The following is a 25,204-nucleotide window of genomic DNA, read 5'->3' as shown; positions in this document are numbered from 1 at the left end:
GATGGGAACCCATACATGAACACAACCAGCAGTACCGCCTACAACTACAAGGTGGTCCGCCAATTCGCCATTATGACGGTGGTGTGGGGAATCGTCGGGATGGGGCTCGGCGTTTTTCTCGCCGCGCAACTCGTCTGGCCTTCGCTCAACTTCGACCTCCCCTGGACCAGCTTCGGCCGCCTGCGACCGCTGCACACCAACGCGGTGATCTTCGCCTTCGGTGGTTGCGCACTGTTCGCCGCTTCCTACTATTCGGTCCAGCGCACCTGCCAGACCACCCTGTTCTCGCCACGCCTGGCAGCTTTCACCTTCTGGGCCTGGCAACTGGTGATTCTGCTGGCTGCGATCAGCCTGCCGCTGGGTTATACCAGCTCCAAGGAATACGCCGAACTGGAATGGCCGATCGACATCCTCATCACCATTGTCTGGGTGGCCTATGCCGTGGTGTTCTTCGGCACCCTGATGAAGCGCACCACCAAGCACATTTATGTGGGTAACTGGTTCTTCGGCGCGTTCATCATCACCGTGGCGATCCTGCACATCGTCAACAACCTGGAAGTGCCAGTCAGCCTGACCAAGTCCTACTCGCTGTACGGTGGCGCCACCGACGCCATGGTCCAGTGGTGGTACGGTCACAACGCCGTGGGCTTCTTCCTGACTGCCGGCTTCCTGGGCATGATGTACTACTTCGTGCCAAAACAGGCCGAACGTCCGGTGTATTCCTATCGCCTGTCGATCGTGCACTTCTGGGCGCTGATCACCCTGTACATCTGGGCAGGTCCCCACCACCTGCACTACACCGCCCTGCCCGACTGGGCACAATCGCTGGGCATGATCATGTCGCTGGTCCTCCTGGCGCCAAGCTGGGGCGGCATGATCAACGGCATGATGACCCTCTCGGGCGCCTGGCATAAGCTGCGCAGCGACCCGATCCTGCGCTTCCTCGTGGTCTCCCTGGCGTTCTACGGCATGTCGACCTTCGAAGGCCCGATGATGGCGATCAAGACCGTCAACGCCCTGTCGCACTACACCGACTGGACCATCGGCCACGTACACGCCGGTGCGTTGGGCTGGGTGGCGATGATCTCGATCGGCGCCCTGTACCACATGATCCCGAAAATCTTCGGCCGCGAGCAGATGTACAGCCTCGGCCTGATCAACGCGCACTTCTGGCTGGCAACCATCGGCACCGTGCTCTACATCGCCTCGATGTGGGTCAACGGCATCGCCCAGGGCCTGATGTGGCGCGCAGTCAACGAAGACGGCACGCTGACCTACTCCTTCGTCGAAACCCTGGTGGCCAGCCACCCAGGCTTCATCGTGCGCTTCGTCGGCGGGGCGATCTTCCTTACCGGCATGCTGCTGATGGCGTACAACACCTGGCGCACCGTGCGTGCCCCGGTGGCCGCGACTGCCCCTGCCGCCGCGCAGCTGGCCTGAGGAGACCCTGATGAAACACGAAGTAATCGAGAAGAACGTCTTCCTGCTGGTGCTGTTGATGGTGTTTGCCGTCAGCATCGGCGGCTTGACCCAGATCGTCCCGCTGTTCTTCCAGGACGTCACCAACAAGCCGGTCGAAGGCATGAAGCCCTACACCGCGCTGCAACTGGAAGGCCGCGACGTCTACATCCGTGAAGGCTGCGTGCAGTGCCACTCGCAGATGATCCGTCCGTTCCGCGCCGAAACCGAACGCTACGGCCACTACTCGGTCGCCGGTGAAAGCGTCTGGGACCATCCGTTCCTCTGGGGCTCCAAGCGTACCGGCCCGGACCTGGCCCGCGTTGGCGGCCGCTACTCCGATGACTGGCACCGTGCGCACCTGTACAACCCGCGCAACGTCGTGCCCGAGTCGAAGATGCCGGCCTACCCATGGCTGGTCGCCAACCCAGTCGACAGCAGCCACACCGAGACCAAGCTGCGCACCATGCGCACCCTCGGCGTGCCGTACACCGATGCCGACATCGGCGGCGCGGTGGAGTCGCTCAAGGGCAAGACCGAAATGGACGCGCTGGTCGCCTACCTGCAGGTGCTCGGCACCGCGATCAAGAACAAGAGGTAAGCGCCATGGACTTCACACTGGATATCGGCCAATTGCGAGGCCTGGGCACCCTGCTGGTGGCCATCGCCTTCATCGGCCTGTCGCTGTGGGTGTTCAACGGCCGGCGTGACCGTGAATTCGCCGAAGCCAGCCTGCTGCCGTTCGCCGACGACCGCCTGGCACCTGCCGCCAACGAACCCGAACCGAGGAGTAACGGGCAATGACCACCTTCTGGAGTACGTACATCAGCGTACTGACCATCGGCAGCCTGATCGGCCTGACCTGGCTGCTGCTGGGCACCCGCAAGGGTGAAACCAAAGGCACCACCGACCAGACCATGGGCCACAGCTTCGACGGCATCGAGGAGTACGACAACCCGCTGCCCAAGTGGTGGTTCTGGCTGTTCGTCGGCACCCTGGTGTTTTCGGTCGGCTACCTGATCCTCTATCCGGGCCTGGGCAACTGGAAAGGCATCCTGCCGGGCTATGAAGACGGCTGGACCCAGACCAACGAATGGCAAAAGGAAATGAACAAGGCCGACGCCAAGTTCGGACCGATCTTCGCCAAATTCGCCGCCATGCCGGTGGAAGAAGTGGCCAAGGATCCGCAGGCGCTGAAAATGGGCGGCCGTCTGTTCGCCTCCAACTGCGCGGTGTGCCACGGCTCGGACGCCAAGGGTGCCTACGGCTTCCCTAACCTCACCGACAAGGACTGGCGCTGGGGCGGCGAGCCGGAAACCATCAAGGCTTCGATCATGGGCGGTCGTCACGGGGTAATGCCGGCCTGGGCCGAAGTGATTGGCGAACAAGGCGTTGCCGACGTGGCCGCGTTCGTGCTGACCAACCTCGATGGCCGCAGCCTGCCGCAAGACGCCAAGGCCGACCCTGCCAACGGCGAGAAGCTGTTCGCCACCAACTGCGTAGCCTGCCACGGCCCGCAAGGCAAGGGCACCCCGGCCATGGGCGCACCGGACCTGACCCACCCGACCGCGTTCATCTACGGTTCGAGCTTCGCCCAACTGCAGCAGACCATCCGTTATGGCCGCCAGGGCCAGATGCCTGCCCAGGAAGCGATCCAGGGCAACGACAAGGTCCACCTGCTGGCCGCCTATGTCTACAGCCTGTCCCAGGAGGAACCTGCACAAGGCGAAACCCTGTCTGCCAAGTAAAACGATTGAGTAACTGAGCCTTGACTCAAACCGCCGCATCGGCACCCGATGCGGCGGTTCCCTTCACCCCTTGCGACCAAGTGTCGCACCCCGCCCTGCCCCCGCCTTGCACCCCCCTCGATCACAACTAAGCTTGTTGCCACAGCGACTGAAACAGCCGGCGCGCTTGCACCTTTTTGGGGCATTTTTCGTCAGCGGTTCTGCGCAAAGGCTGATGGGGCCGACTCAAGCGCCGATGTGCGAGTGATCAACGGCACTGAGCAAGCGTTCGGCAGAAGCCTTTGCCTTAGACGAAAAATCAAATTTTGGTACACATATCAATTAATTAATTGTGTACAATTTTCCCGCCGAAAAGGCTCGAAACCGCTGTGGGGCAGGCGTTGGCAAGGATCGGCGCGGGCGCCATCGCGTTGCAATAACCACACGGTTTATACATACTTGCGCCGATTTTTACCCTATAAAAACACCCAAACCGTGGAACCTTAGAATGAGCACAGCAATCAGTCCGACTGCTTATAACTATAAGGTCGTCCGCCAGTTCGCCATCATGACGGTGGTCTGGGGGATCCTTGGCATGGGGCTTGGTGTCTTCATCGCCTCGCAACTGGTCTGGCCCCAGCTTAACCTGGACCTGCCGTGGACGAGCTTCGGACGCCTTCGCCCGCTGCACACCAACCTGGTGATCTTCGCCTTCGGTGGTTGTGCACTGTTTGCCACTTCCTACTATGTCGTGCAGCGAACCTGCCAGACGCGACTGATTTCCGACAGCCTCGCGGCCTTCACCTTCTGGGGTTGGCAAGCGGTGATCGTCGGTGCGCTCATTACCTTGCCGCTGGGCTACACCACGACCAAGGAATACGCCGAGCTGGAATGGCCGATCGCCGTTTTGCTGGCCATTGTCTGGGTCACCTACGGTGTGGTGTTCTTCGGTACCATCGTCAAGCGCAAGACCAAGCACATCTATGTGGGCAACTGGTTCTACGGCGCCTTCATCGTCGTCACCGCGATGCTGCACATCGTCAACCACGCCTCCTTGCCGGTCAGCCTGTTCAAGTCCTACTCGGCTTATTCGGGTGCCACCGACGCGATGATCCAGTGGTGGTACGGCCACAACGCCGTGGGCTTCTTCCTGACCACCGGCTTCCTGGGCATGATGTACTACTTCGTGCCAAAGCAGGCCGAGCGTCCGATCTACTCCTATCGCCTGTCGATCGTGCACTTCTGGGCACTGATCACCCTGTACATCTGGGCAGGTCCCCACCACCTGCACTACACCGCCCTGCCGGACTGGGCGCAGTCGCTGGGCATGGCCATGTCGATCATCCTCCTGGCGCCAAGCTGGGGCGGCATGATCAACGGCATGATGACCCTCTCGGGCGCCTGGCATAAGCTGCGCACCGACCCGATCCTGCGCTTCCTGGTGGTCTCCCTGGCCTTCTACGGCATGTCGACCTTCGAAGGTCCGATGATGGCGATCAAGACCGTCAACTCGCTGTCGCACTACACCGACTGGACCGTGGGCCACGTCCACGCCGGCGCCTTGGGCTGGGTCGCGATGATCTCGATCGGCGCCCTGTACCACATGATTCCGAAGGTCTACGGCCGCGAGCAGATGCACAGCACCGGCCTGATCAACGCGCACTTCTGGCTGGCGACCATCGGTACCGTGCTGTACATCTCCTCGATGTGGGTCAACGGCATCACCCAGGGCCTGATGTGGCGTGCAATCAACGACGACGGCACCCTCACCTACTCCTTCGTCGAAGCCCTGCAAGCCAGCCATCCGGGCTTTATCGTCCGCGCCCTGGGCGGTGCGTTCTTCGCCTCCGGCATGCTGCTGATGGCGTACAACGTTTTCCGTACCGTACGCGCCTCGAAGCCGGCCGAAGCTGAAGCCGCCGCTCAGATCGCTGTAGTTGGAGCTCACTGATGAAGCATGAAGTAGTCGAGAAGAATATCGGCCTGCTGGCCTTCTTCATGGTCATCGCCGTGAGCATCGGCGGCCTGACCCAGATCGTCCCGCTGTTCTTCCAGGACGTCACCAACAAGCCGGTCGAGGGCATGAAGCCGCGTACCGCGCTGGAGCTCGAAGGCCGCGACATCTACATCCGCGAAGGCTGCGTGCAGTGCCACTCGCAGATGATCCGTCCGTTCCGCGCCGAAACCGAACGCTACGGCCACTACTCGGTCGCCGGTGAAAGCGTCTGGGATCACCCGTTCCTGTGGGGTTCCAAGCGTACCGGCCCGGACCTGGCCCGCGTTGGCGGCCGTTACTCCGACGACTGGCACCGTGCTCACCTGTACAACCCGCGCAACGTCGTGCCCGAGTCGAAGATGCCGGCCTACCCATGGCTGGTGGAGAACAAGCTCGACGGCAAGGATACGGTGAAGAAGATGGAAGTCTTGCGCACCCTCGGCACGCCGTACACCGATGAAGACATCGCCGGTGCCCGCGACGCGGTCAAGGGCAAGACTGAAATGGACGCCCTGGTTGCCTACCTGCAAGGCCTGGGCACCATCATCAAAAGCAAACGGTGACATTGATGGATATCGGGATGATTCGTGGCCTGGGCACCGTCGTGGTGATGGTGGCCTTTATCGGCCTGGCGTTGTGGGTGTTCAGTTCTCGGCGCAAGTCAGAGTTCGACGAAGCGACCATGCTGCCCTTCGCGGATGATCCCGAAGCCAGCAAGCACGTCGAGCAAGCGCAAGCGAAAGCGTCTAGGAGTAACAACGAATGACTACCTTCTGGAGTCTGTACGTCACCGTTTTGAGTCTGGGCACCATCTTCGCCCTGACCTGGCTGCTGCTGTCCACCCGCAAGGGCCAGCGCAGCGAAACCACCGAAGAAACCGTGGGCCACGCCTACGACGGCATCGAGGAATACGACAACCCGCTGCCCAAATGGTGGTTCATGCTGTTCGTCGGCACCATCGTTTTTGCCCTGGGCTACCTGGTGCTGTACCCCGGCCTGGGTAACTGGAAAGGCCTGCTGCCGGGCTACCAGTACCTGGACAACGACAAGAAAACCGAGTTCGCCAACGGCCAGGCCGGCTGGACCGGCGTGCACGAGTGGGAGAAGGAAATGGCCCGCTCGGACGCCAAGTTCGGGCCGATCTTCGCCAAATTCGCCTCGATGCCTATCGAAGAAGTCGCCAAGGACCCGCAAGCGCTGAAGATGGGCGGCCGTCTGTTCGCCTCCAACTGCGCGGTGTGCCACGGCTCGGACGCCAAGGGCTCCTACGGCTTCCCCAACCTCACCGACAACGACTGGCGCTGGGGCGGCGAGCCGGAAACCATCAAGGCCACCATCATGGGTGGTCGTCACGGGGTGATGCCGGCCTGGGCCGAAGTGATTGGCGAGCAAGGCGTTGCCGACGTGGCCGCGTACGTGCTGACCAACCTCGATGGCCGCAGCCTGCCCAAGGACGCCAAGGCCGATCCAGCCAACGGCCAGAAGCTGTTTGCCACCAACTGCGTGGCCTGCCACGGCCCTGAAGGCAAGGGCACCCCGGCCATGGGTGCGCCAAACCTGACCCACCCGACCGCGTTCATCTATGGTTCGAGCTTCGCTCAACTGCAGCAGACCATCCGTTATGGCCGCCAGGGCCAGATGCCTGCCCAGGAAGCGATCCAGGGCAACGACAAGGTCCACCTGCTGGCTGCCTATGTCTACAGCCTGTCGCACCAGCCTGAGAAGACTGCTGAAGCGAAGTAATTCGCGAGTGTAGCAAAAGGCCCCGTCAGTGCAGACTGGCGGGGCTTTTTTTCGAGCGCTATGCGCTCGATCGCCGGCAAGCCGGCTCCCACAAAGGACTCGCGCGCCCCTGTCGAGGCGGCTTGCCGGCGATGAGCCCGTGCGGATCACGCCTGTGCATGACCCATGTCAATTGACACGGGCCAATACACTATTACCCGCAATTCCCCAATGCGGCCAAAAGTCGCACCCCTCCCCCCTACCCGCAGGACAGGCGTATCATGCGCCCTAGAGCAGCAAGCTTCCGACTGCGGCCGGCAGGTACTGGCCGCGGCACTTCTCCACTGCCGTGGGACTCAATGATGAGCAAGCAGATTCCGGTACATGACGTCACCCCGCCTGCCAGTAAAGACAACAGCAGCGTCGACCTCTACGCCTCGCGTGAAAAGATCTACACCCGCGCCTTCACCGGCGTGTTCCGTAACCTGCGCATGGTCGGCGGCGCCGTCCTGTTCCTGCTGTACTTCGGTACGGTGTGGCTGAACTGGAGTGGCCACCAGGCCGTGTGGTGGAACCTGCCGGAGCGCAAGTTCTACATTTTCGGCACCACCATCTGGCCTCAGGATTTCATCCTGCTCTCGGGGTTGTTGATCGTCGCCGCCTTCGGCCTGTTCTTTATCACCGTGTACGCCGGCCGCGTATGGTGCGGCTATACCTGCCCGCAAAGTGTGTGGACCTGGATCTTCATGTGGTGCGAGAAAGTCACCGAAGGTGACCGCAACCAACGCATGAAACTCGACAAGGCGCCGATGAGCGGCAACAAGTTTCTGCGCAAGCTGGCCAAGCACAGCCTGTGGCTGAGCATCGGCTTTGTCACCGGCATGACCTTTGTTGGCTACTTCTCGCCGATCCGCGAACTGGTGATTGAGTTCTTTACCGGCCAGGCCGACGGCTGGGCGTACTTCTGGGTTGGTTTCTTCACCCTGGCCACCTACGGCAACGCCGGCTGGCTGCGCGAGCAGGTATGCGTGTACATGTGCCCCTATGCACGCTTCCAGAGCGTGATGTTCGACAAGGACACCCTGATCGTTTCCTACGACCCGCGCCGCGGCGAAACCCGCGGCCCGCGCAAGAAAGACCTGGACTACAAGGCCAAGGGCCTGGGCGACTGCATCGACTGCACCATGTGCGTTCAGGTGTGCCCGACCGGCATCGACATCCGCGACGGCCTGCAGATCGAGTGCATCGGCTGCGCCGCCTGCATCGATGCCTGCGACACCATCATGGACAAGATGAACTACCCCAAAGGCCTGATCAGCTACACCACTGAGCACAACCTCTCAGGGCAGAAGACCCACATGGTGCGCCCGCGCCTGATCGGCTATGCCGTCGTGTTGCTGACCATGATCGGCCTGCTTGCCAGCGCCTTCGTCATGCGCTCGCTGGTCGGTTTCGACGTCAGCAAGGACCGCGTGCTGTACCGCGAGAACGCCCAGGGGCGGATCGAGAACGTCTACAGCCTGAAGGTCATGAACAAGGACCAGCGCGATCACGTCTACGTGCTCGACGCTGGCGGCCTGCCCGACCTCAAGCTTGAAGGCGCACGGGAAATACGCGTCGCTGCCGGCGACATTGTCAGCCTGCCGGTACAACTGTCGATGGCGCCGGAACAACTGCCGTCGACCACCAACGAAGTCATCTTCACCCTCAAGGACGCTGACGACAGCGCCACCCAGGTTGAAGCCAAAAGCCGCTTCATCGGCCCGCAAATTCGATAAGAGACTGAGCCCATGCCTTCTGCAACTGCCGCTAGCCCCTGGTACAAGCACCTCTGGCCGTGGATCATCATCGGTGTACTGGCCACCTCGGTGACCCTCAGCCTGACCATGGTGACCATTGCGGTGAACAACCCGGACAACCTGGTCAACGATAACTACTACGAGGCCGGCAAAGGCATCAACCGCTCGCTGGACCGCGAGCTGCTGGCCCAGACCCTCAACCTCAAGGCCAGCGTGCACCTGGATGAGCTGACCGGCGAAGTCGACGTGCGCCTGACCGGCAACAGCCAGCCGCAGACCCTGGAGCTGAACCTGATCTCGCCGACCCAGCCGCAAAAGGACCGCAAGATCGCCCTGACCCGCAGCGACAGCGAAGCCGGCCGTTACCTTGGCCAACTCAGCGACAAGGTCGAAGGCCGTCGTTTCGTCGAGCTGCTGGGCAGCCAGGACCAGCATGTCTGGCGCCTGTTCGAGGAAGAAGAAGTCGCCCACGACAAGACCCTGGTACTCGGGGACGAGGCGCTGCAAGGGGCTGAACACCTCGAGAAATGAGTCGCCCCTATCGCTGGCAAGCCAGCGCCCACAGGTTGCACTATCCCTGTGGGAGCTGGCTTGCCAGCGATGCGGCCACCCTAAAAACCTGCGACGACTACCATGACCAGCCCCACGCCCTGCTACCACTGCGCCCTGCCCGTGCCTGCCGGCAGCCACTTCACCGCCCAGGTGCTCGGCCAGCCACGGGCGTTCTGCTGCCCTGGCTGCCAGGCAGTGGCCGAAGCCATCGTCGCCGGCAACCTGGAAAGCTATTACCAGCACCGCAGTGAAGCCAGCGCCAACCCCGACGCCCTGCCCCAGCAACTGGTCGACGAACTGGCCCTGTACGACCGCGCCGATGTGCAAAAGCCCTTCGTGCGCCACAGTGGCGAGCTGGCCGAAACCACCCTGCTGATCGAAGGCATCAGCTGCGCGGCCTGTGGCTGGCTGATCGAGAAACACCTGCGCAACCTGCCGGCGGTGGCCGAGGCGCGGCTGAACCTGTCCAACCACCGCCTGCAGGTCAGCTGGGCCGACAGCCAGTTGCCGCTGTCCAAGCTGCTCGCCGAGTTACGCCATATCGGCTACGCCGCTCACCCCTACCAGGCCGATCGCGCCGCCGAACAACTGGCCAGTGAAAACCGCACCGCGCTGCGCCAGCTGGGCGTCGCCGGGTTGTTGTGGTTCCAGGCGATGATGGCGACCATGGCCACCTGGCCGGAATTCAACATCGACCTGAGCCCCGAGCTGCACACCATCCTGCGCTGGGTAGCGATGTTCCTCACCACGCCGATCGTGTTCTACAGCTGCGCGCCGTTCTTTCGGGGTGCCGCCCGCGACTTGCGCACCCGCCACCTGACCATGGACGTCTCGGTATCGCTGGCCATCGGCCTGGCCTACGGCGCCGGGATCTGGACCGCAATCACCGGCAGTGGCGAGCTGTACTTCGACGCCGTGGGCATGTTTGCCCTGTTCCTGCTGGCCGGGCGCTACCTTGAACGCCGCGCCCGCGAACGCACGGCCGCCGCCACCGCGCAACTGGTCAACCTGCTGCCGGCCTCGTGCCTGCGCCTGGGCGCGGCCGGGCAGAGCGAGCGGATCCTGCTCAGCGAGCTGCGCCTGAAGGACTGCGTGCTGATCCAGCCCGGTCATGTGATCCCCGCCGACGGGCGTATTGTCAGCGGCCAGTCGAGCATCGACGAATCGCTGCTGACCGGCGAATACCTGCCACAACCGCGCAGCGCCGGCGACGCGGTCACCGCCGGCACCCTGAACGTCGAAAGCGCGCTGACCGTCGAGGTCCAGGCCCTGGGCCAGGACACCCGCCTGTCGGCCATCGTCCGCCTGCTGGAGCGGGCGCAGTCGGAAAAACCGCGCCTGGCGGAAATCGCCGACCGCGCCTCGCAATGGTTTTTGCTGTTCACTCTGATCGCCTCGGCCGCCATCGGCCTGCTGTGGTGGCAGCTCGACCCATCGCGGGCGTTCTGGATCGTCCTGGCCATGCTGGTCGCCACCTGCCCCTGCGCCCTGTCGCTGGCCACCCCGACCGCGCTGACCGCCGCCACCGGCACCCTGCACAAGCTCGGCCTGCTGCTGACCCGCGGCCATGTGCTGGAAGGCCTGAACCAGATCGACACGGTGATCTTCGACAAGACCGGCACCCTCACCGAAGGCCGCCTGACCCTGCGGGCGATTCGCCCCTTGAGCGATACCGATGCCGACCGCTGCCTGATGCTCGCCGCGGCCCTCGAGAACCGCTCCGAGCACCCCATCGCCCGCGCGTTTGGCCGCGCCAGCCAGGCCGCCGACGAGGTCCAGGCAATGCCCGGCCTCGGCCTGGAAGGCAAGGTTGGCCAACAGCAACTGCGCATCGGCGAAGCGGGTTTCGTCTGCGCCCTCAGTGGCACCACCGCTCCGGCGATGCCGGACGAAGCCGGGCAATGGTTGCTGCTCGGTGACCAGCGAGGCCCGCTGGCCTGGTTCGTCCTCGACGACCGCCTGCGCAGCGACGCCGCCGACCTGCTGGCCGCCTGCCGTGCCCGTGGCTGGCACACCCTGCTGTTGTCCGGCGACAGCTCGCCGATGGTCCACAGCGTGGCCGCCGAACTGCAGATCGACCAGGCCATCGGCGGCCTGCGCCCGGACGACAAGCTGGACAAACTCAAAGCCCTGCAGCAGCAAGGGCGCAAGGTGCTGATGCTCGGCGACGGGGTCAACGATGTGCCCGTGCTGGCCGCCGCCGATATCAGTATCGCCATGGGCTCGGCCACCGACCTGGCGAAAACCAGCGCCGACGCCGTGCTGCTGTCCAACCGCCTGGACGCCCTGGTCCAGGCCTTCAGCCTGGCGCGCCGCACCCGGCGGATCATTATCGAGAACCTGCTGTGGGCCACGGCGTATAATGGCGTCATGCTGCCGTTTGCCGCGCTGGGCTGGATCACGCCAATCTGGGCGGCGGTCGGCATGTCGGTCAGTTCGCTGATCGTGGTCCTCAATGCCCTGCGCCTGACCCGCGCCAGCGGCTTGCCGGCCAGCCATGCGCCAGCCACTGCCACGCATCCCGCGACGGCCTGACCAGGAGCCTCCATGCCCGCGCTTTACATCATGATCCCGGCCGCCCTGCTGATCGTCGCCATCGCCATCTACATTTTCTTCTGGGCCGTGGACAGCGGCCAGTACGATGACCTCGACGGCCCGGCCCACAGCATCCTGTTCGACGACCAGGACCCGCAGCACCAGGCCGCGATGGACGAGGCCGACGGCAAGAAACCCGACGACGGTACGCCGCCTCGTGACTGAACTTCTACCCCTGCTCAGCTCGGCTCTGATCCTCGGCCTGCTCGGCGGCGGTCACTGCCTGGGCATGTGCGGCGGCCTGATGGGCGCGCTGACCCTGGCCATTCCCAAGGAACAACGCAGCCGTCGTTTTCGCCTGCTGCTGGCCTACAACCTGGGGCGCATCCTCAGTTACGCCCTGGCCGGCCTGTTGCTGGGCCTGGCTGGCTGGGCCGTGGCCAACAGCCCGGTGGCGACGGCCATGCGCGTCCTGGCCGCACTGTTGCTGATCAGCATGGGCCTGTACCTGGCCGGCTGGTGGAGCGGCTTGACCCGCATCGAAGGCCTGGGTCGGGGCTTGTGGCGGCATATCCAGCCCGTGGCCAACCGCCTGCTACCGGTCTCCAGCCTGCCACGCGCGCTACTGCTTGGCGCCCTGTGGGGCTGGCTGCCATGCGGGCTGGTATACAGCACCCTGCTCTGGGCGGCGAGCCAGGGCAATGCCGCCGACAGCGCGCTGCTGATGCTGGCCTTCGGCCTTGGCACCTGGCCGGTACTGCTTGCCACCGGTCTTGCCGCCGAACGCACCAGCGCCCTGCTGCGCCAGCGCGGTGTGCGCATCGCCGGTGGTGTGCTGGTGATGCTGTTTGGCCTGTGGACCCTGCCAGGGCCGCACCAGCACTGGCTGATGGGCCACTGAAGCGGCGTTGATACAAATCAACACGGGTTTACCCCGCGCTCCCTAGACTCCGGACACTGCTGCTTTTTCTGGGGACTGCCCGCATGCTCGACGTTCTTCGTTGGGACTCCGACCTGATTCGCCGCTACGACCTGGCCGGCCCACGCTACACCTCCTACCCGACCGCGGTGCAATTGCACAGCGAAGTCGGCTCCTTCGACCTGCTGCACGCCCTGCGTGACAGCCGTCGCGCCGTACGCCCGCTGTCGATCTATGTGCATGTGCCGTTCTGCGCCAACATCTGCTACTACTGCGCCTGCAACAAGGTCATCACCAAGGACCGTGGCCGCGCCGCGCCCTACCTGCAACGCCTGGAACAAGAAATCCAGCTGATCGCCTGCCACCTGGACCCCAAGCAGACCGTCGAGCAACTGCACTTTGGCGGCGGTACCCCGACCTTCCTCAGCCACGTCGAGCTGCGCCAGTTGATGGCCCACCTGCGCCAGCATTTCAACCTGCTGGAGGACGACTCTGGCGACTACGGCATCGAGATCGACCCGCGCGAGGCCGACTGGTCGACCATGGGCCTGCTCCGCGAACTGGGTTTCAACCGCGTCAGCCTCGGCGTGCAAGACCTTGACCCGCTGGTGCAACGGGCGATCAACCGCCTGCAGAGCCTGGAGCAGACCCGGGCGATCATCGAAGCGGCGCGCACCCTGCAGTTTCGCTCGATCAACCTCGATCTGATCTACGGCCTGCCCAAGCAGACCCCGGAAGGTTTTGCCCGTACCGTCGAAGAAGTGATCAAGCTGCAACCGGACCGCCTTTCGGTGTTCAACTACGCCCACTTGCCGGAGCGCTTCATGCCCCAGCGGCGTATCGACAGCGCCGATTTGCCGGCCCCGGCGGCAAAGCTGGAAATGCTCCACAACACCATCGAGCAACTGACCGCCGCTGGTTACGTGTACATCGGCATGGACCACTTCGCCCTGCCCGATGACGAACTGGCGATTGCCCAGGAAGAGTCGACCCTGCAGCGCAACTTCCAGGGCTACACCACCCACGGGCATTGCGACCTGATTGGCCTGGGGGTCTCGGCCATCAGCCAGATCGGCGACTTGTACTGCCAGAACAGCAGCGACCTCAACACCTACCAGGACACTTTGTCCACCGCTCAACTGGCCACCAGCCGCGGCTTGATCTGCAGCGAAGATGACCGCCTGCGCCGGGCGGTGATCCAGCAATTGATCTGCCATTTCGAACTGGACTTCGCGACCATCGAGCGGGATTTCACCATCGACTTTCGCGGCTACTTCAACGACCAGTGGCCCGCCCTGCAGGCCATGCACGAGGATGGCCTGATCGAGCTGGGCAACGACAGCATCAAGGTGCTGCCCGCCGGACGGCTGCTGGTGCGCTCGGTGTGCATGGTGTTCGATGCCTACCTGGACCTGCATAACCGCCAACGTTTCTCCCGGGTTATCTGAGGTTTTTTGTCGCACTCCTATCCTGCCTGGCCTCGGCACAATCGTCCAAGCTGGCCGAAACACCCTAGCCTGGGTTACCCTTACGGCTTATGTGTGCTTTCCCACAAGGATTGAAGAAATGTCCGAGCCAGTCAAACTGCGCCCCCACAACCAGGCCCATTGCAAGGATTGCAGCCTGGCGCCTCTGTGCCTGCCCTTGTCGCTGAACTTGGAAGACATGGATGCACTGGATGAAATCGTCAAACGCGGGCGTCCGCTGAAAAAAGGCGAGTTTCTGTTCCGCCAGGGCGACAATTTCGGCTCGGTCTACGCGGTGCGCTCCGGCGCCCTGAAAACCTTCAGCCTGAGCGACAGTGGCGAAGAGCAGATCACTGGCTTCCACCTGCCCAGCGAACTGGTCGGCCTGTCGGGCATGGACACCGAAGCCTACCCGGTCTCGGCCCAGGCCCAGGAAACCACGTCGGTCTGCGAAATCCCCTTCGAACGCCTGGATGAGCTGTCGGTGCAACTGCCACAGTTGCGCCGTCAGTTGATGCGGGTGATGAGCCGCGAAATCCGCGACGACCAGCAGATGATGCTGTTGCTGTCGAAAAAGACCGCCGACGAGCGCATCGCCACCTTCCTGGTCAACCTCTCGGCGCGCTTCCGTGCCCGTGGCTACTCGGCCAACCAGTTCCGCCTGAGCATGTCGCGCAACGAGATCGGCAACTACCTGGGCCTGGCGGTCGAGACCGTCTCGCGGGTGTTCACGCGCTTCCAGCAAAACGGCCTGATCCAGGCCGAAGGCAAGGAAATCCATATCCTCGACCCGATCCAGCTGTGCGCCCTGGCCGGTGGCTCGCTGGAAAGCTGACCCTGCGGATAACGGGTATACTGGCGGGCATTGTTTTTCAGGATACCCGCCTCATGCCCAGCGCCGCCTTCGACCTCAAAGCCCTGATCCGTCCGGTACCGGACTTCCCCAAGCCTGGCGTGATCTTTCGCGACATCACCCCGCTGTTCCAGTCGCCGCGGGGCCTGCGCCATGTCGCCGATGCCTTTATCGAACGCTACGTCGAAACCGACTTCAGCCATATCGGCGCCATGGATGCGCGGGGCTTTCTGATCGGCTCGATCATCGCCCACCAGTTGAACAAGCCACTGATCCTGTTTCGCAAGCAAGGCAAGCTGCCAGCCGATGTGCTCGCCGAGGGCTATCAGACCGAGTACGGTGAAGCCTTCCTCGAAGTGCACGCCGACAGCCTCTGTGAAGGCGATTCGGTACTGATTTTCGATGACCTGATCGCCACCGGCGGCACCTTGCTGGCCGCTACCAGCCTGGTACGGCGCATGGGGGCGCAGGTGTTCGAGGCAGCAGCAATCATCGACCTGCCGGAGCTGGGCGGCTCCCAGCGCCTGAACGACGTGGGTGTGCCGACCTTCTGCCTGACCGAGTTCTCGCTGAGCGAGTATTGACAGCATCGCGGGGCAAGCCCGCCCCCACAGGCTAAGGTTCTGTGGGAGCGCGCTTGCCCCGCGCGTAAAGACCCAGGGTTACAGCGAGATCGGTTTGCGCCCGGCGAACGAATGCGCCAGGGTGCCGCCATCGACCAGCTCCAGCTCACCGCCCAAGGGCACGCCGTGAGCAATGCGTGAAGCGACCAGGCCTTTGTCGGCCAGCAACTGGGCGATGTAATGCGCGGTCGCTTCGCCTTCCACCGTTGGGTTGGTGGCCAGGATCACCTCGGCAAAGGTGCCCTGCTCCTCGATCCGCGCCATCAGTTGTGGAATACCGATGGCTTCCGGGCCCAGGCCATCCAGCGGCGACAGATGCCCCTTGAGCACGAAGTAGCGGCCGCGATAGCCGGTTTGCTCAACGGCATAGACGTCCATCGGCCCTTCCACCACGCACAGCAGCGTGTCGTCCCGGCGCGTGTCGGAACACTGCGGGCACAGTTCCTGCTCGGTCAGGGTCCGGCACTGGCGGCAATGCCCCACCCCTTCCATGGCCTGGTTCAAGGCCTGGGCCAGCCGGGTACCCCCACTGCGATCACGCTCAAGTAGCTGCAAGGCCATGCGCTGGGCGGTTTTCTGGCCGACACCAGGCAAGATGCGCAATGCGTCGATCAGCTGTCGGATAAGTGGGCTGAAACTCATGGGAAAAGGCCTTGATGCAAGTGAAGGCGGTTTATACCTGCCAGACTGGCCAACGTCAAATCTTACAGACATTTAGATTAGCATCGTAAGAAGATAATATTTCTATTTCTTCAGCAGGAACATTCCCTACATAACATACAGCAACTGGCACACCCTCTAACACCGGCAGAAGCACACCCCATCTAAAGTCTCCCAATCGTACAGCATCCGGCTAAATCCCCCCATTGCCACCACCCTCCTCCCTACATCCAGCCAATCAAATAAGCCGCATAATTTCCCGGCGTTCAAAAACAAGTAAATATGCCTCTACAACAACTCATTTACTTATTAACGCACAACCTTTATCAATCTAATTGGAAAACAAATGAACAAACGTACTTTGGGCTTTGCACTGTCTTTACCGCTGCTGGCCGGTATCAGTCTCCATGCCCAGGCAACTGATGGACAGATCGAATTCACCGGCAGTATCTCGGGCACCACCTGCACCATCAACGGCGGCCCTGGCGGCCAGAACTTCACCGTCCCCATGAGCCCGGCGCACACCAGCGAGTTCTCAGGGGCCGGCAGCATTGCCCAACCTCGCACCTTCGAGATCTCCCTGACCAACTGTGCCGCCGGTAGCAGCGGACAGGTAGACATCGAATTCCTGGGGGGCGCCCTGGTGCAGAACGGCCGCCTGAACATGGATGCCGGCCCTGCCAGCGCAACCAACGTGCAGTACCAACTGCTCAACCAACAAGGCGGACCGATCATTATCGGCGGGCCAACCGGTGCGCAGAACACCATCCCTGTGGCTCTGGAAGACGGCTCAGCAACCCTGCGCTACACCAGCCAGTACTACGCCACCGCCGCAACGGTCACACCGGGTGCCGCCAACTCCCGCGTTCAGTACCTGATCAATCTCCCGTAATGAACCGGCAGGCGCGCTCAGCGCGCCTGCTACCCCTAATCAGGCCGGATGTCGCTTTCATGACTCGCTTTTCCCCCTCCCTGCTGGCAGCCCTCGCGCTACTGGCGGCCAGCGTGCCCGCGCATGCCAGCGTTGTAATTACCGGTACCCGCATCATCTTTGCGGCTCAAGAGCGCGAAGCCACCGTCAACCTTGTCAACAATGGCAAAGACCCCAGCCTGGTCCAGGTCTGGGTAGACGATGGCGATACTCGTGCCGCGCCCGAGACCATCCAGGTGCCGTTTACCGTGACGCCAGTGCTGGCCCGTGTCGAACCTGCACAAGGGCAAAGTATTCGCCTGCTGCATACCGGCAGTCCAATGGCCAGTGATCGAGAGTCTCTGTTCTGGTTCAACATGCTTGAGGTCCCGCCAAAAACCAAGGACAGCAATGTCCTGCAACTGGCCTTCCGTACCCGTATCAAGCTGCTGTACCGCCCGCAGGGCCTGCCGGGCAAGGCCGAGGACGCACCGGCCCTGGTGACCTGGCACCGAGCGCCTGGACAAGACGGCAAGCCTGAGACGCTGGTTGGCCGCAACCCGTCGGCCTACTACGTCAATCTCGGTGAAATAAAAATTGAATATAACGGCAAGTCGACTTCACTGGGCACGGGCTACATTGCGCCTTATTCGCTGGGACATTTTATATCCTCGTCACCTGTCAACCCGCGCTCAACGGTCAACTTCACCAGTATCAATGACTACGGCGCCGGGAATAACCATAACCAACTATTGAGCTCTAGGCCTGCCAGTACTCCATCCCCTTAGCCCACTCTCCCTCCTCGACACTCCGGGCGTTCTCGAAGTTTTCGTGCGTGCCCAAGTTTAATATTGGCACCCCTGAAAATGACTTTAATATCATTACACTTTCGCTCGCCCCGAAAACAATCAGCCTCAACAATAAGCCGATTATCTGTTGGTCTGTCCGGTTTGTTGTCATGGCACGTTTCGGTCATGGCCGACACCGCCTTATCCGCGCAGGTTGAATTTGAACCGGCATTCCTGGGCAACGGCAGCAACCTGCCCGTGGACCTGTCGCGCTTCGAGCGGCGCAACGTCGCAAGCCCTGGAATCTACAATGTGGACGTTGTGGTCAACGACGAGTGGCACGGGCGCTTCAACCTCAGCTTCAGGGCCCGGCCCGGTAACGAAGAAGCCCTGGCCTGTTTCGACAATGCCCTGCTAGAGCGTCTCGGCCTGGATAGCAGCAAGTTTTACCCGCAAGCGCAACAGCAACTTTCTGCCGCCCAGGCCTGCATACCCATCGACGGAGCACTGGACGATGCCAGCAGCCGCCTGGACTTTGCCAACCAGCGCCTGTACTTGTCGGTGCCGCAAATCGCGGTCAAACGCAGCGCCCGCGAAACGGTTGACCCGTCACAATGGGACAGCGGCATAACAGCGGGTTTTCTCGACTACAACCTCAACACCTACAGCACCCAGCATCGCAGCCAGGGCAATTTTCGCCAGACCTACCTGGGGCTCGGTGCCGGGCTCAATATCGGGCCGTGGCGCCTGCGCCATGATGGTTCGCTGAACTGGAGCGACCAAGGCCAGCAGCGCTACCAGAGCATTGCCAGCTATGCCCAGCGTGATATCACCCCCTGGCGCTCGCAACTGACACTTGGTGAAAGCTACACCTCGGGCGGGCTGTTCGATTCATTGAGCTACACCGGCATACGCCTGGCCAGCGACGACCGCATGCTGCCCGCCTCGCTGCGCGGCTATGCACCAGTGGTGCGCGGTATCGCCAGCAGTAACGCACGAGTACTGATCCGCCAACGCGGTGTAACCCTGCACGAAACCACCGTCGCACCGGGCGCATTCGAAATCGATGACTTGTATGCAACCGGCTACGGCGGCGACCTGGAGGTCACAGTGACCGAGGCGGACGGCCGCGAACATAGTTTCTCCGTGCCTTACGCCGCCGTTCCGTTGTCCTTGCGCGCCGGTGCCAGCCGCTACAGTGCAACGCTGGGCACCTTGCGCAACCAGCAACTGAACAGCAACCCGGTGTTCGTCGAAGGCACCTGGCAATATGGCCTGAACAACCTGGTCAGCACCTACAGCGGTATGACCCTGGCATCCGGGTATGGCTCAGCCTTGCTCGGTGGTAGCCTGAACACTGAGCTGGGTGCGTTCGGCGCCGACCTTACCCAGGCCCGTACCCACCTGCCCGGGCTCGGCAGTCAGCAAGGCCAGAGCCTGCGCCTGAGCTACGCAAAGACCCTGAGCGAAACCGACACGCAGATCGCCCTGGCCACCTACCGCTACTCCACCCGCGGCTTCTATGGCCTGGAAGACGCCCAGCTCAGCCGCCAGTTCCTGCGCGATGCCGGCGATCAGCGCTACCAGCGCCATCGCAGCCGCACCACCCTGTCACTAGCCCAACCGTTGGCACTAAATTACGGCCAACTGCACCTGAGCGCCTCGGCGTCGAGCTACTGGGACCATGCCGGCAGTGATCTGAGCTACTCGATCGGCTATAGCAATCACTACAAGACCCTGGGCTACACCCTCAGCAGTACTCGGGAACGTGACCGCTTCGGGCGCGCCGGCAACACCCTCTATTTGAGCCTGTCCCTACCACTGGGCAGCGAGCGTGTGCGCAGCCTCAGCAGCAGTATTTCCAGGGACAGCAACGGCAACAGCCGGGCCCAGGCCACCCTTACGGGCGCCACCAGTGACGATCAGCACCTGAGCTACGGCATCACCGCCAGCCAGGACCGCCATCATGGCCAGAACAACCATACACTCAGCAGCAACCTACTCTACCGCGGCTCGGCCGCCGAGCTCAGCGGTTCACTCAGCCAGGGACGGCACACTTCGCAAGCCTCGCTTGGCCTGCGCGGCGCCATCGTCGCCCATGCTGACGGTTTAACCTTGTCGCAACCCTTGAGTGAAACCTTCGGCCTGATTCACGCCAAAGACGCCGATGGCGCACGAGTCACCTCCGGCACCGCGCTGAAAGTCGACAGCAGTGGCTATGCCGTAGTACCAAACCTTACGCCTTACCGGCGCAACACGGTTGCCATCGACCCCAAGGGGCTGTCGACCGACGTCGAGCTGCAATCGAGCAGCCAGCAGACCGTGCCACGGGCCGGCGCCATTCCACTGCTGGTATTCCAGACCCGCTCCGGGCGTTCGGCCGTTATTCACGCCCGCCAGGTCGATGGCCAGCCATTGCCGTTTGGCGCAGCGGTGCTGGATACCGACGGCAATGAATTGGGTGCCGTCGGACAAGGCAGCCAACTGTTCGCCCGCGGCCTTCAGGATGAAGGTGAAATCATCGTGCGCTGGGACAACGGCTCGACAGGCAATTGCCGGATTACCTATGCCCTGCCCCCCGCCGCGAAAAAAACTGCGGGCGCCGCGCCGCAAAATATTCAGTCCGTTTGCCTTGCAACGCCAGCCCACCCTTGAACCGTCGAGACCTGCCCATGCTTTGTTCTTTACCCGCGCGCATCGCCGGCGCGACAGGATTGCTGCTGCTGGCCCATAGCGGCATCAGTGCCGCCAGTTGTGTACATATCGGCTCCAGCCCTTCCCAAGCCTACATCACCATAAACTCGCAGCTGACGGTGTCTGCAATAGATCCGGTAGGCAAGGTGATTTATGACAGCGGCACCCGATACGCGACACGCATGGCCTACCGCTGCTCTGCCGCCCATGGGCAGCGAGCCGGTTTTACCGAGGTTTTCACCCACATCGGCGAAGGCATTCATCGAACCAATCTGGAGGGTATCGGTATCAAGATCACGGGCTCCGAAGCCGGCGCCAGTCGTTTTTATAGCTGGCCGGTCCCCACTATCACGCATCCGGCCGGCACTACCGATGTCACCCCTTGGTACAGACTGCAGTTGATCAAGACCGGACCGGTGAACAGCGGGCTCCTGTTTTTCCCGCAGACAATCATTAGCCACACCTTTGAGCCGCATACCCCGGCCAACACCGCCAGGCTGACGATGGTGCAAACCAGAGTCGAGGTTGTCTCAGCCGACCCCACCTGCGCCGTCGACCCGGGTTCGAAAACGATCCCCGTCAACCTGCTGGATCATCCATCAAGATTCTTTGACGCCGTGGGCAAGGTCACCGCACCCCAGCCGCTCGAGATCCGTCTCAACTGTGTCGGCGGCAGCAGTGGCAGCCGCCTCAACGTCAGCTATACCATCACCGACGCCAGCAACCCGGGCAACCAGTCCTCAACCATCAGCCTGGCCAGTCACGCTACTGCGCGTGGTATCGGTATTCGCCTGCTGCGTAACGACAACACCCCAATCGTGCTGGGCACCCGGCAACCAGGCGGTACCGTGGGTTCAGGCCCGGTGACGCACCGGATCCCCTTGCGCGCACAGTACGTACAGACCACCGCCCAGGTAACCCCCGGCTCTGCTCCAGGCCGGGCGACGTTCCTGATGAGTTACGACTGAGCACAAAAAAGCCAGGCAATAGCCTGGCTTTTTTAACCGTGCAACGACTTCAGAATGGCATCTTGAAACCTGGCGGCAACTGCATGCCGGCGGTCATGCCGCCCATTTTTTCCTGGCTGTTGGCTTCGACCTTGCGCACGGCGTCGTTGACGGCGGCGGCGATCAGGTCTTCAAGCACTTCCTTGTCTTCCTGCATCAGGCTGTCGTCCAGGCTGATGCGCTTGACGTCGTGACGACCGGTCATCACCACGCTGACCAGGCCGGCACCGGATTGGCCGGTCACTTCGGCGTTAGCCAGTTCTTCCTGCATCTTGGCCATTTTTTCCTGCATCTGCTGAGCCTGCTTCATCAGGCCGGCCATGCCACCTTTCATCATGGGGATCACCTCAAGTATTACGTTACGGGGTGCGGCGAGGGCCTGGCCCGGGCCGCTGGTGTTATTGCGTTACTCGCCCTGGGCAACCGGAGCGTCGACAGGTTCAATAGTATCGTGCCTGACCATGGCGCCGAACTGCTGGATCATCTGCTGGATCAGCGGATCATCCTGGATCGAGGCCTCTGCCTGGCCCTGGCGTTCGGCGCGCTTGCGGGCTGCGGCCTGGGCCGGGGTTTCCTGCTCAGGGCGAATCAGCTCGATGGTCAGTTTGAGCGTACGGCCCAGGTGCTGGTTCAACGCATCGTTCAGGCGCCGCTGTTGCGTGCTGTTGAACAAGGCGCTGTGGGCCGGGTCCAGGTGCAGCAGCCAATCGTCGCCTTCGGCACTGATCAGCGTACAGTTGGCGGCGATATTGCCGGTCATCCCGGAAATCGGCAACTGCGGGAACAATTCCAGCCATTTCAGCGCCAGGCCCGTGGCCGGCTGCGCGGCGGGCAATGGCTCGGCAGGCGGCGCATCAACTTCGTGAGCATGCTCGATGGCCAGCTCGTCCAGGTAACTGTAGCTGGCCGGGTCCATTTCCGGCTCGTAATAGTCTTCGTCCAGCGGCGGCTCGTCGTCGCGGTCCATGCCGGCCGGGCTGTAGCCGATGCCATCGTCGGGCGGCGGCACGTGCTGCGGCGCGACCTGCTGAGCCGGCGCAGGCGCGGGCGGCGGCTCTACGGCAACCGGCGCGGGCTCGACCTCAGGCTCAGAAGCGACGGGATCGTTCCAGGGCAGGTCGACAACCGGCTCAGGTAGCTGGGCCTCGACCGGCTCGGGTACAGGCTCTGGCTCTGGCTCTGGCTCCGCAACAGGCTCAGGCTCAGTAACCACGGGCGCAGCCGCCACGGCCGGCGCAGCCTGGGGGGCTGCTGCCACCGCGCTTGCAGAATCAGCTGTGGCCTGGCTGATCCCCACCGGCTTTAGCACCGGCTTCGGCGCATCGTCGGTATCGGCGGGACGGAACGCCAGCATGCGCAGCAGGACCATCTCGAAACCACCACGCGGATCCGGCGCCAATGGCAGATCGCGTCGACCGATCAGCCCCATCTGGTAATAGAACTGCACGTCTTCGGCCGGCAATGCCCGAGCCAGGGCCAGGACCCGGTCGCGATCGCCCTGGCCATTATCGACCGCCTCCGGCAACGCCTGGGCAATGGCCACGCGGTGCAGCACGTTGAGCATCTCGGCCAGCACGCCATTCCAGTCCGGCCCCTGTTCCGCCAGGTGCCGAACGGCTTCGAGCAAGGCCCGCGCGTCGCCTTCCAGCAAGGCCTGAAGCACGCCGTACACCTGACCGTGGTCGAGGGTGCCGAGCATTGCCCGCACATCGGCTGCCAGGACCTTGCCTTCGCCAAAGGCGATGGCCTGGTCGGTCAGGCTCATGGCGTCGCGCATCGAGCCGTCGGCCGCGCGGCCGAGCAGCCACAGGGCATCGTCTTCAAAGGGTACGTTTTCGGCGCCGAGCACATGGCTCAAGTGCTCGACCACCCGCTCGGGGGTCATGTTCTTCAGCGAGAACTGCAGGCAGCGCGACAGGATGGTCGCCGGCAGCTTCTGCGGGTCGGTGGTGGCAAGGATGAACTTGACGTAGGGTGGTGGCTCTTCCAGCGTTTTCAGCAAGGCGTTGAACGAGTGGCTGGAGAGCATGTGCACTTCGTCGATCAGGTAAACCTTGAAGCGTCCGCGGCTTGGCGCGTACTGCACATTGTCGAGCAGTTCGCGGGTGTCTTCGACCTTGGTGCGGCTGGCGGCGTCGATCTCGATCAGGTCGACAAAGCGCCCTTCGTCGATTTCCCGGCACACCGAACAGGTACCACAGGGCGTGGAGGTGATACCGGTTTCGCAGTTAAGGCACTTGGCGATGATCCGCGCGATGGTGGTCTTGCCCACGCCGCGGGTGCCGGTGAACAGGTAGGCATGGTGCAGGCGCTGGTTGTCCAGCGCATTGATCAAGGCCTTGAGCACATGGGTCTGGCCGACCATTTCGCGGAACGAGCGCGGACGCCATTTACGTGCAAGAACCTGATAACTCATCGAAAACCGTCGCGACTGCAAGCTGAAGACCGCTAATCGTAGCGGAGCGGGGGCAAAATTGCACCCCGCCGATCTCGGCTAAGCTGTCAGGCGGGCATCAGGGAGGATGCGGTGTGTGGAGAATACTGAGTGCGTTGCTGCTGGCAAGCACCGCCAGCCAGGCGGCCGACCCCGTACTGCGCTTTTCGGTGGCCGAAAGCTGGGCCATGCCACTGATACGCGTTGAACAGCAACAACCGGTCGAAGGTATTCTGCACGACCTGATGCTGGCCGTGGCCCGAGACGTCGGGCATCGCGCGCAGTTTCATGTATTACCGCGCCTGCGCTTGCAGCACGCCATGGAGAACGGCGATATCGATGTACGCTGCTATGTTGCCCAGTCCTGGCTCACTATCCCCGAGAATACCTACCTCTGGAGTTTGCCGCTGCTCCAGCAACGCGACTTGCTGGTCGGCCAGCCCGGCGAGATGCAGCCGCTGCTACCCAAGCAACTGGCACCGCAAGCCATTGGCACCGTGCTCGGCTACACCTACTCAACTATCGAGCCGCTGTTTGCCAGCGGCCAGTTGCAGCGTGAAGACAGCCGCAATCAATTGCTGGTACTGAACAAGCTGAACGCCAACCGCTACCGCTATGCAATCAGCAACCAGCTATCGCTGGACTGGTTCAACCGCGAGTTGCCTGCCGGGCAACGGCTGCGGCCTCTGGCCGTGGTCGAGGAGCAGAGCCTGGGGTGCGTTGTTCGCAATGCGCCGGACCTGCCGGTACAGGGTATTTTACGCGCGTTGCTGCACCTGAAGGCGTCCGGGGAACTCCAGCAGATCATCGAGCGTTACACTCAGCCAACCGTTGCAACGCCATAACCGCAAAAAACCGAGCGCGCGCCATCATTCGCTGGCCAATGGCAGCCAAGGGCATTCAAGGAGACAAGAGGTGATGCATGACGCACAAGGCGAGATAGGTGGCGACCCCACCAGCCACACCCCGGCACACAATGTCACCGCTGCGGCTGCTCCCTTCCAGGCCTGACCGGGTTCACGGCTGATCGTTGCGGGGGGACCGATGGGGTCACCATAACG

At 62.6% G+C, this 25,204-nt stretch carries 24 protein-coding genes and 1 other RNA gene; 21 read left to right on the top strand and 4 right to left on the bottom strand.

Annotation, left to right across the window (positions count from 1 at the left end; genetic code table 11):
* Window positions 1–15: 15 nt before the first annotated feature.
* The 16 genes from ccoN (PspR32_RS08170) to PspR32_RS08095 all read left to right on the top strand — a co-directional run bounded on the left by ccoN (PspR32_RS08170) (window position 16) and on the right by PspR32_RS08095 (window position 15,611).
* Window positions 16–1,440, top strand: a complete 1,425-nt coding sequence (gene ccoN / locus PspR32_RS08170) for a cytochrome-c oxidase, cbb3-type subunit I (RefSeq protein WP_036994388.1) — start codon at window positions 16–18, stop codon at window positions 1,438–1,440.
* Window positions 1,441–1,450: 10 nt separating this feature from the next.
* Complete coding sequence (gene ccoO / locus PspR32_RS08165; RefSeq protein WP_010225986.1) at window positions 1,451–2,059, top strand: cytochrome-c oxidase, cbb3-type subunit II; 609 nt, start codon at window positions 1,451–1,453, stop codon at window positions 2,057–2,059.
* A 5-nt stretch (window positions 2,060–2,064) separates the two neighbouring features.
* Window positions 2,065–2,262: a cbb3-type cytochrome oxidase subunit 3 gene (locus PspR32_RS08160; protein ID WP_010225988.1), complete on the top strand. Its 198-nt coding sequence runs from the start codon at window positions 2,065–2,067 to the stop codon at window positions 2,260–2,262.
* Complete coding sequence (ccoP, locus tag PspR32_RS08155) at window positions 2,259–3,206, top strand: cytochrome-c oxidase, cbb3-type subunit III (protein WP_010225989.1); 948 nt, start codon at window positions 2,259–2,261, stop codon at window positions 3,204–3,206. The genes PspR32_RS08160 and ccoP (PspR32_RS08155) overlap by 4 nt, the downstream gene beginning before the upstream one ends.
* A gap of 487 nt (window positions 3,207–3,693) precedes the next feature.
* Complete coding sequence (gene ccoN / locus PspR32_RS08150) at window positions 3,694–5,136, top strand: cytochrome-c oxidase, cbb3-type subunit I (RefSeq protein WP_010225990.1); 1,443 nt, start codon at window positions 3,694–3,696, stop codon at window positions 5,134–5,136.
* The gene (gene ccoO, locus PspR32_RS08145) at window positions 5,136–5,744 is read left to right on the top strand and encodes a cytochrome-c oxidase, cbb3-type subunit II (RefSeq protein WP_036994387.1); all 609 of its coding nucleotides are present in this window, start codon (window positions 5,136–5,138) and stop codon (window positions 5,742–5,744) included. The genes ccoN (PspR32_RS08150) and ccoO (PspR32_RS08145) overlap by 1 nt, the downstream gene beginning before the upstream one ends.
* A 5-nt stretch (window positions 5,745–5,749) precedes the next feature.
* Complete coding sequence (locus tag PspR32_RS08140; protein WP_010225992.1) at window positions 5,750–5,947, top strand: CcoQ/FixQ family Cbb3-type cytochrome c oxidase assembly chaperone; 198 nt, start codon at window positions 5,750–5,752, stop codon at window positions 5,945–5,947.
* Window positions 5,944–6,924 carry a cytochrome-c oxidase, cbb3-type subunit III gene (gene ccoP, locus PspR32_RS08135; RefSeq protein ID WP_010225993.1) on the top strand — a complete coding sequence of 327 codons (981 nt, stop codon included), beginning with the start codon at window positions 5,944–5,946 and terminating at the stop codon, window positions 6,922–6,924. The genes PspR32_RS08140 and ccoP (PspR32_RS08135) overlap by 4 nt, the downstream gene beginning before the upstream one ends.
* A gap of 341 nt (window positions 6,925–7,265) precedes the next feature.
* The gene (gene ccoG / locus PspR32_RS08130) at window positions 7,266–8,681 is read left to right on the top strand and encodes a cytochrome c oxidase accessory protein CcoG (RefSeq protein WP_010225994.1); all 1,416 of its coding nucleotides are present in this window, start codon (window positions 7,266–7,268) and stop codon (window positions 8,679–8,681) included.
* Between the two features lie 12 nt (window positions 8,682–8,693).
* Complete coding sequence (locus PspR32_RS08125; RefSeq protein WP_036994385.1) at window positions 8,694–9,233, top strand: FixH family protein; 540 nt, start codon at window positions 8,694–8,696, stop codon at window positions 9,231–9,233.
* A gap of 102 nt (window positions 9,234–9,335) precedes the next feature.
* On the top strand, window positions 9,336–11,789 hold the full coding sequence (locus PspR32_RS08120; protein ID WP_159388299.1) for a heavy metal translocating P-type ATPase: 2,454 nt from the start codon (window positions 9,336–9,338) through the stop codon (window positions 11,787–11,789).
* A gap of 12 nt (window positions 11,790–11,801) precedes the next feature.
* Window positions 11,802–12,014, top strand: a complete 213-nt coding sequence (ccoS, locus tag PspR32_RS08115; RefSeq protein ID WP_010225999.1) for a cbb3-type cytochrome oxidase assembly protein CcoS — start codon at window positions 11,802–11,804, stop codon at window positions 12,012–12,014.
* Window positions 12,007–12,690 (top strand): sulfite exporter TauE/SafE family protein, encoded by a 684-nt coding sequence (locus PspR32_RS08110; RefSeq protein ID WP_010226000.1) that lies wholly within the window; start codon window positions 12,007–12,009, stop codon window positions 12,688–12,690. The genes ccoS and PspR32_RS08110 overlap by 8 nt, the downstream gene beginning before the upstream one ends.
* 83 nt (window positions 12,691–12,773) lie before the next feature.
* Window positions 12,774–14,156 carry an oxygen-independent coproporphyrinogen III oxidase gene (hemN, locus tag PspR32_RS08105; protein ID WP_010226002.1) on the top strand — a complete coding sequence of 461 codons (1,383 nt, stop codon included), beginning with the start codon at window positions 12,774–12,776 and terminating at the stop codon, window positions 14,154–14,156.
* 118 nt (window positions 14,157–14,274) lie between these two features.
* On the top strand, window positions 14,275–15,009 hold the full coding sequence (gene fnrA / locus PspR32_RS08100) for a Crp/Fnr family transcriptional regulator FnrA (RefSeq protein ID WP_010226003.1): 735 nt from the start codon (window positions 14,275–14,277) through the stop codon (window positions 15,007–15,009).
* A 53-nt stretch (window positions 15,010–15,062) separates the two neighbouring features.
* Window positions 15,063–15,611 carry an adenine phosphoribosyltransferase gene (locus tag PspR32_RS08095; protein ID WP_159388298.1) on the top strand — a complete coding sequence of 183 codons (549 nt, stop codon included), beginning with the start codon at window positions 15,063–15,065 and terminating at the stop codon, window positions 15,609–15,611.
* 78 nt (window positions 15,612–15,689) lie between these two features.
* Here the strand turns inward: PspR32_RS08095 and recR are convergent, their stop codons facing one another.
* Window positions 15,690–16,292: a recombination mediator RecR gene (gene recR, locus PspR32_RS08090; RefSeq protein ID WP_036994380.1), complete on the bottom strand. Its 603-nt coding sequence runs from the start codon at window positions 16,290–16,292 to the stop codon at window positions 15,690–15,692.
* Window positions 16,293–16,656: 364 nt separating this feature from the next.
* Here recR and PspR32_RS08085 point away from each other — a divergent pair, with 364 nt between their 5' ends.
* The 4 genes from PspR32_RS08085 to PspR32_RS08070 all read left to right on the top strand — a co-directional run bounded on the left by PspR32_RS08085 (window position 16,657) and on the right by PspR32_RS08070 (window position 21,670).
* Window positions 16,657–17,202: a fimbrial protein gene (locus PspR32_RS08085; protein WP_010226007.1), complete on the top strand. Its 546-nt coding sequence runs from the start codon at window positions 16,657–16,659 to the stop codon at window positions 17,200–17,202.
* A gap of 59 nt (window positions 17,203–17,261) precedes the next feature.
* On the top strand, window positions 17,262–18,008 hold the full coding sequence (locus PspR32_RS08080; protein ID WP_100782943.1) for a fimbria/pilus periplasmic chaperone: 747 nt from the start codon (window positions 17,262–17,264) through the stop codon (window positions 18,006–18,008).
* A gap of 186 nt (window positions 18,009–18,194) precedes the next feature.
* A complete protein-coding gene (locus PspR32_RS08075) occupies window positions 18,195–20,663 on the top strand; it encodes a fimbria/pilus outer membrane usher protein (RefSeq protein WP_159388297.1) in 2,469 nt (822 codons plus the stop codon).
* A gap of 17 nt (window positions 20,664–20,680) precedes the next feature.
* Window positions 20,681–21,670 carry a fimbrial protein gene (locus tag PspR32_RS08070; RefSeq protein ID WP_081492845.1) on the top strand — a complete coding sequence of 330 codons (990 nt, stop codon included), beginning with the start codon at window positions 20,681–20,683 and terminating at the stop codon, window positions 21,668–21,670.
* Window positions 21,671–21,719: 49 nt separating this feature from the next.
* On the opposite strand, the gene PspR32_RS08065 is transcribed toward PspR32_RS08070, so the two are convergent.
* Both PspR32_RS08065 and dnaX read right to left on the bottom strand, forming a co-directional pair.
* Complete coding sequence (locus PspR32_RS08065) at window positions 21,720–22,046, bottom strand: YbaB/EbfC family nucleoid-associated protein (protein WP_010226011.1); 327 nt, start codon at window positions 22,044–22,046, stop codon at window positions 21,720–21,722.
* Window positions 22,047–22,115: 69 nt separating this feature from the next.
* Window positions 22,116–24,125, bottom strand: coding sequence for a DNA polymerase III subunit gamma/tau (dnaX, locus tag PspR32_RS08060; protein ID WP_159388296.1), 2,010 nt, complete (start codon window positions 24,123–24,125; stop codon window positions 22,116–22,118).
* Between the two features lie 113 nt (window positions 24,126–24,238).
* Here dnaX and PspR32_RS08055 point away from each other — a divergent pair, with 113 nt between their 5' ends.
* Window positions 24,239–24,988: a substrate-binding periplasmic protein gene (locus PspR32_RS08055; RefSeq protein ID WP_036994374.1), complete on the top strand. Its 750-nt coding sequence runs from the start codon at window positions 24,239–24,241 to the stop codon at window positions 24,986–24,988.
* Between the two features lie 105 nt (window positions 24,989–25,093).
* On the opposite strand, the gene ffs is transcribed toward PspR32_RS08055, so the two are convergent.
* An RNA gene (gene ffs / locus PspR32_RS08050) (signal recognition particle sRNA small type) lies at window positions 25,094–25,190 on the bottom strand.
* Window positions 25,191–25,204: the final 14 nt, after the last annotated feature.

It is taken from the genome of Pseudomonas sp. R32 (genome assembly GCF_009866705.1).
Taxonomy (GTDB): Bacteria; Pseudomonadota; Gammaproteobacteria; order Pseudomonadales; family Pseudomonadaceae; genus Aquipseudomonas; species Aquipseudomonas donghuensis.
Note: the sequence above shows the minus strand (reverse complement) of the source record. Positions and strands in the feature narration are given on the sequence as shown.

What these genes read in the sequence shown, in the direction of transcription:
- ccoN (WP_036994388.1), top strand. Translation starts at nt 16, where the DNA reads ATGAACACAACCAGCAGTACCGCCTACAACTACAAGGTGGTCCGCCAA.
- ccoO (WP_010225986.1), top strand. Translation starts at nt 1,451, where the DNA reads ATGAAACACGAAGTAATCGAGAAGAACGTCTTCCTGCTGGTGCTGTTG.
- PspR32_RS08160 (WP_010225988.1), top strand. Translation starts at nt 2,065, where the DNA reads ATGGACTTCACACTGGATATCGGCCAATTGCGAGGCCTGGGCACCCTG.
- ccoP (WP_010225989.1), top strand. Translation starts at nt 2,259, where the DNA reads ATGACCACCTTCTGGAGTACGTACATCAGCGTACTGACCATCGGCAGC.
- ccoN (WP_010225990.1), top strand. Translation starts at nt 3,694, where the DNA reads ATGAGCACAGCAATCAGTCCGACTGCTTATAACTATAAGGTCGTCCGC.
- ccoO (WP_036994387.1), top strand. Translation starts at nt 5,136, where the DNA reads ATGAAGCATGAAGTAGTCGAGAAGAATATCGGCCTGCTGGCCTTCTTC.
- PspR32_RS08140 (WP_010225992.1), top strand. Translation starts at nt 5,750, where the DNA reads ATGGATATCGGGATGATTCGTGGCCTGGGCACCGTCGTGGTGATGGTG.
- ccoP (WP_010225993.1), top strand. Translation starts at nt 5,944, where the DNA reads ATGACTACCTTCTGGAGTCTGTACGTCACCGTTTTGAGTCTGGGCACC.
- ccoG (WP_010225994.1), top strand. Translation starts at nt 7,266, where the DNA reads ATGAGCAAGCAGATTCCGGTACATGACGTCACCCCGCCTGCCAGTAAA.
- PspR32_RS08125 (WP_036994385.1), top strand. Translation starts at nt 8,694, where the DNA reads ATGCCTTCTGCAACTGCCGCTAGCCCCTGGTACAAGCACCTCTGGCCG.
- PspR32_RS08120 (WP_159388299.1), top strand. Translation starts at nt 9,336, where the DNA reads ATGACCAGCCCCACGCCCTGCTACCACTGCGCCCTGCCCGTGCCTGCC.
- ccoS (WP_010225999.1), top strand. Translation starts at nt 11,802, where the DNA reads ATGCCCGCGCTTTACATCATGATCCCGGCCGCCCTGCTGATCGTCGCC.
- hemN (WP_010226002.1), top strand. Translation starts at nt 12,774, where the DNA reads ATGCTCGACGTTCTTCGTTGGGACTCCGACCTGATTCGCCGCTACGAC.
- fnrA (WP_010226003.1), top strand. Translation starts at nt 14,275, where the DNA reads ATGTCCGAGCCAGTCAAACTGCGCCCCCACAACCAGGCCCATTGCAAG.
- PspR32_RS08095 (WP_159388298.1), top strand. Translation starts at nt 15,063, where the DNA reads ATGCCCAGCGCCGCCTTCGACCTCAAAGCCCTGATCCGTCCGGTACCG.
- recR (WP_036994380.1), bottom strand. Translation starts at nt 16,292, where the DNA reads ATGAGTTTCAGCCCACTTATCCGACAGCTGATCGACGCATTGCGCATC.
- PspR32_RS08085 (WP_010226007.1), top strand. Translation starts at nt 16,657, where the DNA reads ATGAACAAACGTACTTTGGGCTTTGCACTGTCTTTACCGCTGCTGGCC.
- PspR32_RS08080 (WP_100782943.1), top strand. Translation starts at nt 17,262, where the DNA reads ATGACTCGCTTTTCCCCCTCCCTGCTGGCAGCCCTCGCGCTACTGGCG.
- PspR32_RS08075 (WP_159388297.1), top strand. Translation starts at nt 18,195, where the DNA reads ATGGCCGACACCGCCTTATCCGCGCAGGTTGAATTTGAACCGGCATTC.
- PspR32_RS08070 (WP_081492845.1), top strand. Translation starts at nt 20,681, where the DNA reads ATGCTTTGTTCTTTACCCGCGCGCATCGCCGGCGCGACAGGATTGCTG.
- PspR32_RS08065 (WP_010226011.1), bottom strand. Translation starts at nt 22,046, where the DNA reads ATGATGAAAGGTGGCATGGCCGGCCTGATGAAGCAGGCTCAGCAGATG.
- dnaX (WP_159388296.1), bottom strand. Translation starts at nt 24,125, where the DNA reads ATGAGTTATCAGGTTCTTGCACGTAAATGGCGTCCGCGCTCGTTCCGC.